This is a genomic window from Paraburkholderia sp. CI3, assembly GCF_050436505.1.
Lineage (GTDB): Bacteria > Pseudomonadota > Gammaproteobacteria > Burkholderiales > Burkholderiaceae > Paraburkholderia > Paraburkholderia tuberum.
In genome coordinates this window covers 2330700-2345563 of the sequence record NZ_JBNDMI010000003.1, presented here as the reverse complement: position 1 = coordinate 2345563, position 14864 = coordinate 2330700, and the positions used below count along the sequence as shown (strand labels likewise).

At 63.1% G+C, this 14864-nt stretch carries 14 protein-coding genes; 3 read left to right on the top strand and 11 right to left on the bottom strand.

Annotated features, from left to right (window positions below):
* Window positions 1-7 precede the first annotated feature (7 nt).
* The 4 genes from OKW29_RS19435 to OKW29_RS19420 all read right to left on the bottom strand — a co-directional run bounded on the left by OKW29_RS19435 (window position 8) and on the right by OKW29_RS19420 (window position 4897).
* A complete protein-coding gene (locus OKW29_RS19435) occupies window positions 8-1174 on the bottom strand; it encodes a serine hydrolase domain-containing protein (RefSeq protein WP_429292158.1) in 1167 nt (388 codons plus the stop codon).
* Between the two features lie 37 nt (window positions 1175-1211).
* The gene (locus OKW29_RS19430) at window positions 1212-1982 is read right to left on the bottom strand and encodes an enoyl-CoA hydratase/isomerase family protein (RefSeq protein WP_429292157.1); all 771 of its coding nucleotides are present in this window, start codon (window positions 1980-1982) and stop codon (window positions 1212-1214) included.
* Window positions 1979-3580 (bottom strand): GMC family oxidoreductase, encoded by a 1602-nt coding sequence (locus OKW29_RS19425; protein WP_429292156.1) that lies wholly within the window; start codon window positions 3578-3580, stop codon window positions 1979-1981. Before OKW29_RS19425 ends, OKW29_RS19430 begins: the two co-directional genes overlap by 4 nt.
* Window positions 3581-3652: 72 nt before the next feature.
* Complete coding sequence (locus tag OKW29_RS19420; RefSeq protein WP_429292534.1) at window positions 3653-4897, bottom strand: cytochrome P450; 1245 nt, start codon at window positions 4895-4897, stop codon at window positions 3653-3655.
* 70 nt (window positions 4898-4967) lie between these two features.
* Here OKW29_RS19420 and OKW29_RS19415 point away from each other — a divergent pair, with 70 nt between their 5' ends.
* The 3 genes from OKW29_RS19415 (at window position 4968) to OKW29_RS19405 (ending at window position 7497) form a co-directional block, all read left to right on the top strand.
* On the top strand, window positions 4968-5792 hold the full coding sequence (locus tag OKW29_RS19415) for a TetR/AcrR family transcriptional regulator (RefSeq protein WP_429292155.1): 825 nt from the start codon (window positions 4968-4970) through the stop codon (window positions 5790-5792).
* A 100-nt stretch (window positions 5793-5892) separates the two neighbouring features.
* Window positions 5893-7146, top strand: coding sequence for an NAD(P)/FAD-dependent oxidoreductase (locus OKW29_RS19410; RefSeq protein ID WP_429292154.1), 1254 nt, complete (start codon window positions 5893-5895; stop codon window positions 7144-7146).
* Window positions 7147-7176: 30 nt separating this feature from the next.
* The gene (locus OKW29_RS19405) at window positions 7177-7497 is read left to right on the top strand and encodes a 2Fe-2S iron-sulfur cluster-binding protein (RefSeq protein WP_429292153.1); all 321 of its coding nucleotides are present in this window, start codon (window positions 7177-7179) and stop codon (window positions 7495-7497) included.
* Between the two features lie 222 nt (window positions 7498-7719).
* Here OKW29_RS19405 and OKW29_RS19400 read toward each other — a convergent pair whose 3' ends face one another.
* The 7 genes from OKW29_RS19400 to OKW29_RS19370 form a co-directional block, all read right to left on the bottom strand.
* Window positions 7720-8298 carry a nuclear transport factor 2 family protein gene (locus OKW29_RS19400; RefSeq protein WP_187630165.1) on the bottom strand — a complete coding sequence of 193 codons (579 nt, stop codon included), beginning with the start codon at window positions 8296-8298 and terminating at the stop codon, window positions 7720-7722.
* On the bottom strand, window positions 8295-9128 hold the full coding sequence (locus OKW29_RS19395) for an SDR family oxidoreductase (RefSeq protein WP_429292152.1): 834 nt from the start codon (window positions 9126-9128) through the stop codon (window positions 8295-8297). The genes OKW29_RS19400 and OKW29_RS19395 overlap by 4 nt, the downstream gene beginning before the upstream one ends.
* 15 nt (window positions 9129-9143) lie before the next feature.
* Complete coding sequence (locus OKW29_RS19390) at window positions 9144-10286, bottom strand: acyl-CoA dehydrogenase family protein (protein WP_429292151.1); 1143 nt, start codon at window positions 10284-10286, stop codon at window positions 9144-9146.
* A 2-nt stretch (window positions 10287-10288) separates the two neighbouring features.
* A complete protein-coding gene (locus OKW29_RS19385) occupies window positions 10289-11491 on the bottom strand; it encodes an acyl-CoA dehydrogenase family protein (RefSeq protein ID WP_429292150.1) in 1203 nt (400 codons plus the stop codon).
* A gap of 77 nt (window positions 11492-11568) precedes the next feature.
* Window positions 11569-12348, bottom strand: a complete 780-nt coding sequence (locus OKW29_RS19380) for an enoyl-CoA hydratase/isomerase family protein (RefSeq protein WP_429292149.1) — start codon at window positions 12346-12348, stop codon at window positions 11569-11571.
* Between the two features lie 48 nt (window positions 12349-12396).
* The gene (locus OKW29_RS19375) at window positions 12397-13290 is read right to left on the bottom strand and encodes a crotonase/enoyl-CoA hydratase family protein (RefSeq protein ID WP_429292148.1); all 894 of its coding nucleotides are present in this window, start codon (window positions 13288-13290) and stop codon (window positions 12397-12399) included.
* 32 nt (window positions 13291-13322) lie between these two features.
* On the bottom strand, window positions 13323-14855 hold the full coding sequence (locus tag OKW29_RS19370) for a class I adenylate-forming enzyme family protein (protein ID WP_429292147.1): 1533 nt from the start codon (window positions 14853-14855) through the stop codon (window positions 13323-13325).
* Between the last annotated feature and the right edge of the window lie 9 nt (window positions 14856-14864).

Below are 14864 nucleotides of genomic sequence, written 5' to 3'. Positions count from 1 at the left end.
GTGCCAATCACTTCAGATCCAGTGCGTCGCGAATCGCCGCAGCGATCGGAAGCAGCGGATCTTCTTCCGGCGTGGCCGGGTTGAACAGCTTGTTATGGCAGATCGCGACGGCGAGCCCGGTATCCGGGTCCGCCCAGCCGATCGAATTGCCCTGCCCCGGATGGCACAAAGCGCGCGGTGAACGTGCCGCCGTCACCGGCGGATGGTTGCCGCCGAACCAGAAGCCACCGATCGTGATTGGAATCGGAAAGCCGAACATCACCGGGTCGGGTTCCTCGCTATTGGCGCGCGGCGTGTTCAGCGTGGCGACGAGCTCCTTCGAGAGTATCCTCACGCCGTCCAACTCGCCGCCGCATGCCAGCATTGCCCAGAAGCGCGCCTCGCTGCGCGCGTTGAAGATCCCGCCAACGCCCGCCACTTCCGCGCGCCGCACGTCCGGACGCTCGAACACTTGCGGCGCCAATGCGACCTGTTGCGGCATCGAGCGCAGGAACAGCGGCGGCAGGTATCCCGCCGGAACCGGCACCATTGCATCGGTGAGACGTGCGATGCGCGGTTCGACTTCGTCGGGAATGCCGATCCATAGATCGTCGATGCCGAGTGGCATTGCAATCTCCTCCCGGACAAAACGGCCCAGCGAGCGCTTCTTCGGATCGGCGCGTCGCACCAACTCGCCAACGATCCAGCCGAACGTCATCGAGAGGTACAGCGTCTTCGTCCCCGGCTCCGCAAGCGGCTCAAGGTTGGCGATGGCGCTGGTCATCCACTGCCAGTCACACATCAGCTCCGGTGTGACGTCTTCGGGCATTTGCGGCACACACGCGCGATGAGTCAGCACATCGCGCACGGTCGTTTTCTGCTTGCCGTGGGCACCGTACTCTGGCCAGTAGCGCGTCACCGGCGCGTCGTATTCGATGAGCCCGCGGTCGGCCAGGATATGCAACGCGGTTGCTGCAACGGCCTTCGTCACCGAATACACATTGAACAGCGTTTCGCCGTCGACCGGACGGCCGGTGGACGGATCGGCCACGCCGCTCCATGCGTCGATCATGAGCTTGCCGTTCAGATAGGCCGCCACCTGCACGCCGATCTCACCGCCTTCCCGTGTGGCGCGGTCGAGCGCCTGCTGAACGATCGCGTTGCGCTCCGTTGATGCTTGCACTACCAAGGTCATATCGTGTCTCCCATTCGTGAACATTCGCGTCGACCGACTACGTCTTGCTGGACTGCGCGGCAATACCGGCGAGCCCTTCGAGCGCGAGCCCGTAGCCCAGTTCGTCGACCATGCGGCGCTTGAACGGCTGCGTGAAGACCGCGCGCGTGTATCGCAGCGTTTCGATCGGCTTCGCCGCGAGTTCGTGCGCCATTTGCCACGCACGTTCGAGCAAGGTGTCGTGCGCGACGACTTCGCCGACGACGCCAAGCTCCCACGCGCGCTGCGCCGTGATGCGCTCGCCGCTGAGAAGAAAATAGCGGGCGCGGTTGTGGCCAATCAGCATCGGCCAGACGACCTGCACGCCGTCCGCCGGCACGACGCCGTGAACGAAGTGCGCCTGGTCCGAGATTTCGGCGCGACTGGAGGCCAGCACGATATCCGACAGCACGAGCAACTCGGCATGAATGAGTGCCGGCCCGTTGATCGCGCCGATAACCGGAACCGGAATTTCCAGCAGTTGCATCAGCAGGTCCTGCCCCTCGCGCTGCAGGCGCGGCCAGACTTGCACAAGCGGCTCCGCCGGCAACTCGGCGTCATTCATCGCGTCGCAGAACGAATCGCCGGTGCCGGTCAGGATGACTACGCGATTATCGAGGTCGCGTGCGATCTGGTAGAACGCCTCGCCTAGCTGGCTGTGAACGCTGCGATCGAGCGCGCCCCACTTGAGTGGGCCGCCATCGGTATGCAGGCGCACTTGCAAAATACCGTCGCGTCGCTCGAAGTCGATGTTCGTAAAACGCCCGCTGTAGTCTTCAAGGCGGCTCATCGCGCGTCCTCCAGGATCAGGCCGGCGGCGCGCCATGCCATCGCCATCATGGGGCCATTCGTGTTGCCGGAGATCATCGTGGGTGTTACGGAGAGATCCATCACGCGCAGGCGTTCGACACCGCGCACGCGCAGCCGCGAATCGAGCACGGCAAGCGTGTCCGATCCCATCTTGCAGGTACCGCAAGCGTGATAGCCGGATTGGCCTTCACGCCGGTAGAGGTCGAGAATCTCGTCATCGGTCTGGACGGCGGGGCCTGGACGTGTCTCCCCTGCCAGCAGGCTGGCAAGCGGCTCGGCGGCCAGCACGCTGCGCATGAACCGGAATGCGTTGACAGCCATCTGCCGGTCGTACGGATCGGCAAGGTAGTTCGCGACGACTTCGGGCGGCACGCGGGGGTCCGCGGACTGGATCCTGACGTGCCCTTCGCTGCGCGGGCGCAGCGGGTAGCTGAAGAGCTGCATGCCTGGGAACGACTCGAACGCGTAACCGGCCGCGCCGAAATCCATCGAGTACGGCGCCATCATCAGTTGAACATCGGGACGCATCGCATCCGCCGCGGTCTTGACGAAGCCGCCCACCTGGTACGAGCCGAGCGACATCACGCCACGGCGGAACAGCAGATACTGCATCGCGTTGCGCCATAAGCGCATGCCGCTGAACTGCCGGTTCTGCGAATCGCGCCAGTGCCGCAGGCGGGCCTGCAGCATATATAGATAGTGCTCGCGCAGGTTCCGTCCGACCCCCGGACTCGCCGCCACGACGGGAATGCCAAGCGACCGCAGATGGCCGGGATCGCCAACGCCCGACAACTGCAAGAGCCGCGGCGACTCGATCGCGCCCGCCGAGAGCACCACCTCGCGACGCGCACGGTAAGCGATCTGCTGCCCCGCGCTTTCGCACTGCACGCCGACGGCGCGCGTGCCGTCAAACACGATTCGCGCGGCTTGCGTGCCGGTAGCGACTGTGAGGTTCTTGCGCGCCCTCGCGGGCTTCAGAAAGGCTTCGGCCGAGCTTTGCCGACGACCGTTGCGTATCGTATAGATCAGATAGGCCACGCCCTCATGATCGAGCCTGTTGATATCTTCCAAGCGCCGCACGCCGAGCGACCGGCACGCTTCGAGTACGGCCTCGCCAATTCGATTGCGCTGCGCGTACGGTGACACTTTCAGCGGGCCGCCCTCTCCACGCAGCTCATCGGCGCCGAGCGCGTGATCTTCGATGCGCCGGAAGCAAGGCGCCAGGTTCTGCCAGCTCCAGCCCTCGACACCCAGTTCGGCCCATCCGTCGTAGTCCTCGGGATGACCTCGCATATACACCATGCCGTTGATGCTGCTGGAACCGCCGAGCATCTTGCCGCGAAGCCAGATTTCGTTGCGATGCCCGTTCCCATGATCGGGCTGCACCGGAATGAACCAGGCATGAGCTGGGTCGCCCAGCAGCTTGCCAAAGCCTTTTGGCATCCGGATCAACGGATTGCGATCTTCCGGACCTGCCTCGATGAGTAGCACAGTATGGTGCCCGCTCTCCGAAAGACGATTGGCTAGCACGCAACCCGCCGCACCCGCGCCAATCACGATAAAGTCAAACTCGCTCATCTATGCGTTCTCCACCGTCCGTGCCTTGTCGGCCAGCCCCATCCATAGCACGCGAGGCCGGCGTTGTTCCTGTTAGCCGAAGATGACGGGAATCGAATGCGGAACCCGCATCATGATCCCGTTGATCGGTGGAGCTGGCGCGGCCGGATCGAGCCGAAGATTGGGCAGGCGATCGAGAATCGCGTTGAGCGCGCGCGTCATTTCCACGCGCGCCAGGTGCTGGCCGATGCACACGTGCGGGCCATAGGCGAATGCAAAGTGCCGGTGACCAGCCTTGCGATAGATATCGAACCTGTCCGGATCGGCGAAACGGCTGGGGTCGCGATTGGCGCTGCCCGCCACCACGTCGAGAAATGCGCCGGCAGGAATCTCGACACCGCCGAGCGTGACATCACGCGTCGCCATACGCGACTGCATCAGCACGGGCCCGTCCCAGCGCAGAGCCTCTTCGATCGCCGCCGCGACCAGCGTGCGATCCTGGCGCACCGCTTGGAGCTGTACCGGATCGCGCAGCAACGCAAGCAACAGTACGCTGGTCGCGCGATAGGTTGTGTCGCCGCCCGCATTCACCAGCTGGCGAAGAAACGAAATGACGACCTCGTCCGGTAGCCGCTCACCGTCCACCTCCGCGATGGCCAGCGAGCTCACCAGATCGTCGCCGGGATGACTGCGGCGCTCGTCGACGAGCCGCGCGAAATAGGTGCCCAGCTTCGTCGATGCCTCCACGCCATGCTCGACATCGATCGAAACCAGCGTCTGTGCGATGGCGAGCTTGTGAAAGATCTTCACATCTTCCGGCGGCAATGCCAGTTGCCGATAGATGATGTTGAACGGGTAGTGAAGCGTGAACTCGCTGACGAGATCCGCATGTCCGCGATCCATGAACTTCGACATCAGCTCGCTCACCACTGGGTCGACCAGCGTATCGCCCCATGCCGCGACGGTGTGCGGCAAAAAGGCCTTCTGGAAGATGCGGCGGTAGCGCGGGTGCTCGGGCGCATCCATCGTCGAGATACTGCGCCCGAAGCTGATGCCGAGATTGCGCTCGTAAGACTTGTTTGAAAACGTTGCCGGGTCGCCAAGCACCTTCGAGACTTCGTCGTATCCGAATACGGAATAGTGCGCGACATCGGACATGGTCAGGTCCGCCGCGCCGCCCATCAGCACACGGTAGTCGCCTTCCTGAACCACGGCCTTTTCCCGCAGTTCGGCAATGCGTGGATAAGGGTCCGCATCGGCACCGTAAGCGAGTGAATCCTCGAAAAAGGGGTTGAACCTAGGATCGTCGAAGTCCTCGAGTCGCAGCGCGCCGGCCATGGTTCCCGTCTCCATTGATCGTTTGTTTGCAGGCACCTCTGCCTTAGCGTGAGGTACCAATAGTTGAACTATGTTCTATTTTGCACAAGTGTGCAAGATCGATTTATCATTCGCGGAAGGGGATGTTGCGCGCTTTCTGGCTCGCGCCCGCCATCAAAGGGAAACCATGCCGTCCAGCACCACGCACGCCGCCAGCAGACGGGCGACTGCCATCAATGAGCCGCGTGCCACGGCGCGCAGCACGACGCCAGAGCGCATTCTCGATACGGCCGAGCGGCTGTTCGCGATGCACGGCTACTTCGGCACGTCGATTCGCGACATCATGCAGAGCTGTGGCATGGAGCTGAGCCTCGCGCGGTACCACTTCGGCAGCAAAGACGCGCTGTTTCAGCAGGCGATCGGCCGCCGCGCCGCGGTGATCAGCCGGCAGGTCATCGACTCGCTCGAGGCCGAACTGGCACCCCTGCAAGGCAAGCGCCCCGACGTGGAAGCAATCGTGACCGCACTTTCCGCACCGGCCTTCGCGCATCTGAAGAGCGGCGATCCGGGGTGGCGAAATTACTTGCGCCTGCTAACCCAGATTGGCTGTCTTCTGGAGCGCCCCGATCTCACGGCGCCGTTTTATGATCAATACGCGCCTGCGGCCGCGCGCTACCGTGACGCCTTCGCCAAGGCACTTCCCCACGTCACGCGGGAGACCGTCGAACTGGTGCAGCATTTCGTCGAGTCCGTGTTTCATCTCGTGCTCAACGAGCTTTACGCGCAGGAAGCGCGCTCCGGAGCCAAGGCACTCGCGACAGCACATATCGAGCGCATGCGCACCTATCTGATTCGTTTCGCGGTTGGCGGCATCGAGGCGATGGTCAGTTCCGCCTCGGCCCAACGGGGTTCATGAGCATTGACAGTCGCAGCGACCGTCGTTCACAATTTAGAACATTATTCAGACTTACTGTGGCCGCAGCGAGCCTGCGGCCGTGCGAGATGGAGTTAGCCTCATGACAGCTGAAGACGCAGAGAACATCGCGTTGATCGTCGGGGCGGGTCATGCAGCAGGAGAATGCGCGACCGCGATCCGAGAACAGGGATGGACGGGACGCATCGTGATGGTGGGAGAAGAACCGCATTTGCCCTACCAACGGCCGCCGCTCTCCAAGGCATTCCTGTCGGGCGAATCGACCGCCGAGCAGCTGTACCTGAAACCGCTGTCGACGTACGACAAAGCGCGTGTCGAGTTCATCCCGAACACGCGCGCGCAGCACATCGACCGTGACGCGAAACGGGTCACGCTGTCCAACGGCAGCGAAATCAGCTATACGAAACTGGTTCTGGCCACCGGCGGCCGCCCGCGGCGCCTCGCGTTGCCGGGTATCGAAGCGACCGAGAAGCTGCAGAATTTTCACTACCTTCGCACGCTCGATCACGTCGCGCGCATCCGAAACCAGTTTCATGCCGGCTCGCGCCTCGTGATCATCGGCGGTGGATATATCGGGCTGGAAGTGGCTGCGGTAGCCGTGAAGCGCGGCTTGCGCGTCACCGTGCTCGAGGCGTTGCCGCGCGTCCTCGCGCGCGTCACGGCTCCCGAGCTTTCCAGGTTCTACGAGGAAGTTCACCGCGAAGCCGGAGTCGACATCCGTACCAACGCGATCGTGAGTGGGTTCGAACTCGACGCATCCGGCGACGCCGTTGCCGCCGTGTGCTGCGCGGACGGCACGCGCGTCGCCGCGGATCTCGTCATCGTCGGCGTGGGACTGGAGCCCGCCACCGAACTCGCGCAAGCGGCCGGCCTTGCTGTCGACAACGGCATCATGGTCGACGAACACACGCGCACGTCCGACCCGGACATTTTTGCTGTCGGGGATTGCACCAACCATCCCAACCCTTCCCTTGGACGCCGCCTGCGTCTCGAATCGGTCCCTAACGCGCTGGAGCAGGCCCGCACCGCCGCTGCGTCGTTGTGCGGCAAGGAGCGTGTCTACAACAGCGTGCCGTGGTTCTGGTCCGACCAATACGATCTGAAGCTCAAGATGGTCGGCTTGTCCCTCGGCTACGACGAGTTCGTCCTGCGCGGCGATCCCAAAGCCCGCTCCTTCTCGGCGTTTTATCTCAAGGACGGCGTCATGCTCGCAGCCGATACGGTCAGCCGTGTACCCGAATTCGTGCTGGCCAAGCGTTTCGTTGCCGAGAAAATTCCGGTCCGCGCCGCCGATCTCGCCAACGAATCGATCCCGTTGAAAAGTCTGCTTCCCTAGTCCAATTCATTTTTCAGAGGTTCACAAGCCATGCCGCTCATTCGATTCATCCAGCCGGACGGTAGCGAGGCCACCGTAAGCGCCAACGTTGGCGACTCAGTCATGCAAACAGCGGTGAACAATCAGATCCCAGGCATTCTCGGCGATTGCGGCGGCAGCTGCAGCTGCGCAACCTGTCACGCGTATGTCGACGACACCTGGAGCAGCCACATGCCAGCGGCGGAATCCTATGAAGTCGACATGCTCACCTGCGCGATGGACGTGCGCGAAAACAGCCGTCTGACATGCCAGATCTTCATGACGCCGGAACTGGACGGGCTGGTGGTGCGTCTGCCCGATCTGACTGCGTAAGCGCAAGGGGCACAGAGGCCTCCCGCACGACGCTGATCACCGGCGCCGGCGCTGCCTCAGGCATCGGCGCGGCGCTGTCGCCGTATCTGACGACGCTCGGCGAACAGGGGATCGGCGTCGATCTCCACGATGCGGAAGTTTGCGCGGACCTCACTCCTTGCATTCCTCGCCAGTCCCACGAATGGCTACGTGGCGGGCCAGGAGCCGAAGACGAGACCGCGCTTACGGCGCTTTCGTCAACGCGTCGATCGCGTGCTGTTCGCTGTTGCTCCAGAACGCCGCCCACGTCGGAAATCCTTGCGGAAGACGCGGCTGATACCGATCGCCTTCATACTTGCCGGGCCAGTTCTGCAAGCGCGGCGCACCGGGCCGAGCGAGCCAGTCCGTCGAATACCAATGCTGTTCGTCGCGACGCTCGAAGCACCACTGCCCGTCGCGCCGCACATAGTGATCGAAGTAGCAGATCGCCATCACCACCCACGCTCCGTTGTCCTCGTGCTCCGCGCGACAATAGACGCTTCCCGTCGCATGGTCGGCATCGACGAAATCGACGACGTGGCCGCAGATCTGGTGAATGCTGCGATAAAAGCCACGCAGAATATGCTCGGACCCGTAGAACGTCTTCAATGCCGCGCGCCCTACGCCCCATCGGCCGCAATCGACGTCTTCGGCGAACAGTTGCACCAGGCTGTCCAGATCGCGCGAATCGACCGCGAGCGCGTATCGGACGGGCAATTGTTGGATGGCGAGCTGCGCCTCGATGCGCTCGATACGCGCGAGCAGCGCTGAATCCGTCGTCATGCCTTCCCCTTCGTAGCGTTGGCCATCGCGGCCGGACGCGCGCGGATTTCGTCGGCATAGTAAGGCTGGTGTGAAAGAAGTCCGCCATCGACGTTGAACACCTGGCCCGTGACGAACGCCGCCTCATCCGAAGCGAGATACACCACCGCGTGTGCAATGTCTTCGGGCTGCCCGAGGCGAGGCGTGAGATGGTGGCTCAGCATCATCTCTCCGGTCTCCCCCGCGTAGTACGCCTGGGTCACCGGCGTGACGATCAGGCCGGGAGCGATCGCGTTGCAGCGTATCCCCTCCTTGCCGTGCTGCGCGGCGACGTAGCGCGTCAGCGCCTCGATACCGGCCTTGCAGACACCGTACGCGCTGTACCCCAGCGCGCCCGCCTGAGCGGCACCGGAAGAGGTATTGATAATCGAACCGCCGCCTCGTGCGCGCATCAGCGGCAGCGCGCACCGCGAGGCCAGCATGGTGCCGCGAAGATTGATGCGCATCGTGTCGTCCCAGACCCCGACGTCGAGTGCCTCGACTGCCGCATCGGCAGTACTGGAAAGCGATGTGGCCGCGGCGTTGTTATGCAGGATATCGAGCCCGCCCCAAGTCTTGAGCGTCAGATCGAACAATGCATCGATCGAACTTTCGTCGCCGATATCGACCTGCGCCGGGACCGCGTGCCCCCCCGCTTCGTTGATACGACGCACCTGTTCCTGCGCGCCTTCGAGATTCAGGTCCGCCACGACGAGCAAGGCGCCCTCCTGCGCGAGCCTGGCGGCACAGGCAGCGCCGATACCGGATGCGGCCCCGGTCACGATGGCAATCTTTTGCTTCACGCGTTGCATGATCTGCTCCCTGTCTCAGGCCGTTATCGGTGTCCGGCCGCCTGCTGCAACGCGGTCGAGATGAAAGTCGATATCGCCGAACATCTTCTCCATCATCGTCATCTTGCGGAAGTAGTGCCCTACCGGATATTCCTCGGTGAGCCCCATGCCACCGTGCAACTGGATGCCCTGCGCGCAAACGAAGCGATTGGCGCGCGCGGCAACGGCTTTGGCCGCCGAGATGACGCGGCTGCGTTCGGCCGCCGGGCCGTTCAGGTGCGCGATCCCGCAGTACAGCATCGAACGCGCCTCCTGCGTGGCGACGAACATCTCAGCCATGCGATGCTGCAACGCCTGGAACTTGCCGATCGGCTGGCCGAACTGCGAGCGTCCCTTGATGTACTCCGAGGTGATCGCCATCACGGCTTCCATCATGCCAAGGCTCTCGGCCACGCTCGCGAGACTGGCGAGTTCCGTTGCCTGCGTGAGCACCTGCAGCGAGCGTTCAGGTCCGACGATCAATGCATCTTCACTGAGCTCGACGTTGTGCAGGTCGATATCCGCGGCACGCGATCCATCGAGCAAACGGTACGACCGGCACGTTACGCCCGCGGCCCGGCGATCGACAAGAAAAACGCCCACGCCTTGCGACGCGCCTTCGACTCGCGCGGTCACGAGCAGCTGGTCCGCCGACGCGCCGGCGATCACCAGCGTCTTGGCGCCGCTGATCAGGTAACCCGAGGCGCTCTTGAGCGCGTGCGTTTGCGCGTGGCATCCCAGCTTGTACCGGCTGCCCGCTTCGCTGTCCGCGAGCGACAGCAGCAGCGTGCCGTCGATGACGGCGGGCAGCAGCGACTCACGCTGGCGCCGCGCATCGCCTCGTTCGATGATCGTGGCGCAAAGCAGCGCCGTCTGCACGACCGGCTCGAGCGCCATAACGCGACCGAGCGCCTCCATCACGATCGCCGTTTCAACGAACGAGCACCCGAGACCGCCGACGTCTTCCGGCATCGTCAGCCCGAGCCAGCCAAGTTCGGCATAGGCGCGCCAATGTTCACGGCTGAAGCCCTCTTGCTCCGCCGCGATGCGCGTGCGCGCCTCGAATCCATACTCCTGCTGAACGTAGCGCTCTGCGCCGTCCTTCAGCATCAATTGTTCTTCGGAGAAGTTGAAGTCCATGGCTACAGTCCAAAGGCCAGCTTGGCAATGATGTTCTTCTGCACTTCGCGCGCGCCGCCATAGATCGTGGAGGCGCGCGCGATCAGATAGCCCGACGTGCGGCCGCCCATGTAATCCGGCCAATTTTCGTCGACCGCCAGATCACCCTGCGGCTCGCCGTGGTCGTCGAAACGCATCGCGCGGGGACCGAGTGCGTCCATTTGCAGCTGCGTCACGCGCTGTTGCATCTCCGACCCGCTGATCTTCAGCGCAGAGACGACCGCATCGAGATTGCGCTCGCTCTTCTCTTGCGCAAGGATGCGGAGCACCGACCATTCGAGCGCCATCAGGTCCGCTTCGACCTGGGCGACCTTGCGCGCGAACCCGGGTGTATCGATGAGCCGCACGCCGTCCTCCCGCTCCTGCCCCGCGATGTCTTTCGCGCGTTGCAGCTCGCGTTTGTTGAAGTACAGGAACGCGCTCGCCGTGCGCTCCTTCTCGAGGAGGTACTTCGCATAGGTCCATCCCATGCCGGCCTCGCCCACGAGATGCGACTTCGGCACACGCACGTTTTCGAGGAACACTTCATTCAGGCCCTTGCCGCCCTCGATCGAAACGATCGGACGCACCGTGATGCCCGGTGTGTCCATTTTGACCAGCAGGAAGGAAATGCCTCGTTGCGGCTTGACGCTCGTATCGGTCTTGACGAGGAAGAAGCCCCAATCGGCAATCGTTGCGTCGCTGGTCCAGATCTTCTGGCCGTTGATCACGTACTCGTCACCGTCGAGCACGGCCGTGGTCTTCAGTCCAGCCAGATCCGAGCCCGCGTTCGGCTCCGAAAAGCCCTGGCACCAGAACTCGTCGCCGCGCAGAATAGGCCCGAGAAAACGCTCCCTCTGCCAGTCCGAACCGAACGCGATGATGACGGGCGCCACCATCTGCGTCGACTGCCACCCATAGTCCATGGCATCGGCGTTGTACAGCTCTTCCATGAAGATATGCTTGCGAAGCGCGCTCCAGCCGGTGCCGCCATGTTCGACGGGCCAATGGGGCGCACCCCAGCCGCGCTCGTACAGAATGCGCTGCCATCTGCGGATGTCATCGCGCGCAGGCGGATGCACGCCGACACGCCAGCGGCGTGAAATGTCGGCCGGCGCATGCTCACTGAAAAACATTCTGACTTCCCGACGAAATGATTCGTCTTCCTCGCTATAGCCCAAATGCATGCCTGACTCCTGAATCTCTTGCGCCCTCGTTGTCTGCTCTGTCGCGCCACTGCGCCGCGCTTGTGCGGGTGCTCCGCCTAGCGGCCTCTGAAAGCCGGGGCGCGTTTTTCTCTCGCGGCGAGCCGGCCCTCCGCGGCGTCCTCGGAGTTCACCGCGAGCGCCACCGCGTTCAGTTCCTGCGCAAGAAACTCTTCCATGCCACCGGGGTTCAACCTGAACAACTGCTTGGTCAGTCCGAGCGAGAAAGTCGGGCCAGCCGCCAGCTCGCCAGCCAGCTTTTCGGCGGCCGCGTCAAGCTCGCCGTCCTCGACGAGATGGCTGGCAAGACCCATATCGAGTGCTTCCTTGCCGCTCAGCCGGCGATTCAGATACATGATTTGCTTGGCGCGAAACTCGCCGCAATGACGCGCAAGCAGATACACCATGCCGCCTTCAGGTAAGGTGGCGCGCATCAGGAAGGCGGGAATGAACTGCGCCGTATCGGAAACGATCAGCTGGTCCGCGCACAGCGCAAAGCTCCAGGCAATTCCCACGGCAACGCCTCGTACCGCCGCGACCACTGGCTTGTTCAGGTTGTACAACCGAAGCGCGATCTTCTGATAGACCGCCATCGATGCGCGCGCGTGCGCCACACTCATCTGCGGTGGCGCGGCGCCGCTGCCCTTGATGTCGGCACCGGCGCAAAATGCGCGGCCTGCGCCAGTGAGAATCACCGCGCGAATCTCCGGATCCTTTTCGATGCGATCGAGGTGGCCGAGAATCAGATCAAGCATTTCCGGCGTCAGCGCGTTGAGCTTCTCGGGGCGGTTCAGACACAGCGTCGCAACCGCGCCGTTCAAAGTGAGTTCAACATCCATGATGTTCGGATCTTCGTTTGAGTTTGGTTCGTCCGTTCGACGGTCTGGTCAACTGCCGCGAGCATGCAGGCGGATCATCCCGTCGCCGAACGGCTCGTCGCGGCGCTTGAGCGCTTCCTTCAGGCCAACCGCTTCCATGTCCGCCTTGAACTGCGCGCGGCGCGGCCCCTGGCTCTGGTGAGCCCGTGAGTCGTTTTCCACCGCGAGCCGCTGAAGCGTGCGCGAACCGGCCAGCTCCAGCCCGATGTTGACAATGCGCTTGTTGGCCGCAAGCAGATCGGCATCGACAAACGACAGACGGCGTGCCAACTCGCCCACCTCCGCTTCGAGCTGCTCTGCCGGCACCGCATCCATCACCAGCCCGATCTTCGCGGCGTCGCGGCCCGTCAGCGAGTCGCCAGACAGCAGCAGACGCTTCGCCCACTGCGGGCCGACGTGATAGAACCACATGTGCGCAGGTGGCGAGCCGTTCGCGCGCGTGGCGGGAAAGCCGATCCTTGCGTTGTCGGCGGCGATCACCATGTCGCACGCCAGCGCGAGATCCGTGCCGCCCGCAAGACAGTTGCCATGCACCTGCGCGATGATCGGCTTGTGGATATCGGCCATCAGATTGACCGTCTCCGACTGCCGCTCCATCGACCAGCAGTCGTCGTCGAAGCTGCGAATCGTTCCACGATAGTCCCCCGGATCGGCGGCGTCCGCGGCCCGATCCGAATACGTCGTCACCAGATCGTAGCCTGCGCAGAAGTCGCGGCCAGCTCCCGACAGTACGATCACGTTCACCGATTTGAGGTCGTCAGCTTCGAGCAACGCCGCCTTGAGTTCCTGCAGAAGCGGATTGTTGATGGCGTTGCGCTTGTCCGGACGACTCAGCGTGATGCGCGCAACGCGTTGCGCCACTTCAAACTTCACGCACTCCGATGTTTTCAGCCATTTGGCCATGGTCGATTCCCTCCAATTGAGGCGATTGCCGTTCACCGGGCAAACTGCGCGCGCAGACTTACCTTGCTGATCTTGCCCGTCGGCAGCCTCGGCAATTCGTCGACGAATGCAATGGCTTTCGGACATTTGTAGCTAGCGATCAAGCCGCGACAGAACTCGATCAATTCGGCTTCGCCCGCTTGCTCGCCACGGCGCAACACGACGATCGCCTTGACGCACTCTCCCCACTTCTCGTGCGGCACGCCGATCACCGCCACGTCGATGACTGCCGGATGCTGGAGCAGCGCATCTTCGACTTCACGGCTGTAGATGTTCTCGCCGCCGGAAATGATCATGTCCTTCTTGCGGTCGACGAGGAAAATGTAGCCGTCCTCGTCCTGGTAGCCCATGTCGCCCGAGCGATACCAGCCATCGCGCAGTGCTTCCACCGTCGCCACGCTGTTGTTCCAGTAGCCACTCAATTGCGTCTGCGAGCGCAGCCACACCTCGCCGGTCTGACCTTGCGGCAGATCGTTGCCGTGATCGTCGACGATGCGCAGGTCGATGCCGGGGCACGGGCGCCCTACCGATGCGAGACGCCGTACCTGTTCCGGAGACCCTTTGGGCTTGACCTCGTGCGCAGGCAACCAGCAGGCGTTGCTCTCGGTCATGCCGTACTGTACCGAAAACACCGGGCCGAGCACCTGAATGCCGCGCGACAGCAGCGGTGCAGGCACCGGGGCTGCCGCCGTGACGATGTTTTCGATGCTGGACACGTCATAGCTCGACAGTTCGGGCACATCGAGGACCGCCTGAAGCATCGCGGCAACCATGAACGTGAAGGTGATGCGTTCTTCGGCGATCGTCTCGAGCATTTGCTTCGGCTCGAAGGCGCGATGCACGACCGTCGTGCCGCCCATCCACGCCACCGAATTAACGAAGCCAATTCCACCGACGTGGAACGCCGGCGTCGTCTGTAGCACGCGGGTATTGCCCGAAAACTCCGTCACCAGCGCGCAGCTTTCGGCGGTGACGCACATGGCATGGTGCGTGCGCACGACGCCCTTGGGACGCCCCGTGGTGCCGCTCGTGTACATCAGGTACGCGTAGTCTTCCGGTTTCGAACGGATCGGCGGCCCTTCCACTGGGCCGGCTTCCATCACCGCCTCGAACGAAACGGCCCAATCCGGTGCGTCGCCAATGCAGATGTACTGCTCGATTTCGGGCAGTTGCGAACGCAGTCCGTTCACGACATCGGCATACTGAGCCTCGAATACGAGCGCCTTGGGGGCCGCGTCCTTAAGAATATAAAGAATCTCCGCGGGGGCCAGCCTGAAATTGACGGTTGCCAGAATGAAGCCGGCCCATTCGCATGCACGGTAGCTCTCGTAGTACTCCGCGCAATTCATCGCGAGGATCGCAACCCGGTCCTGACGCCGCAGGCCGCGCTCATATAGCGCTCCCGAAAAGCGGCGGGCACGCTCCGCCAACTGACTGTGCGTCAGACGCCGGTCGGCGTACACGAGCGCCGTGTGGTCGGCATGCAAGCGCGCGTTTCGCTCGATCATCTCGCCAAGGGTTCTCATCTCAATCCT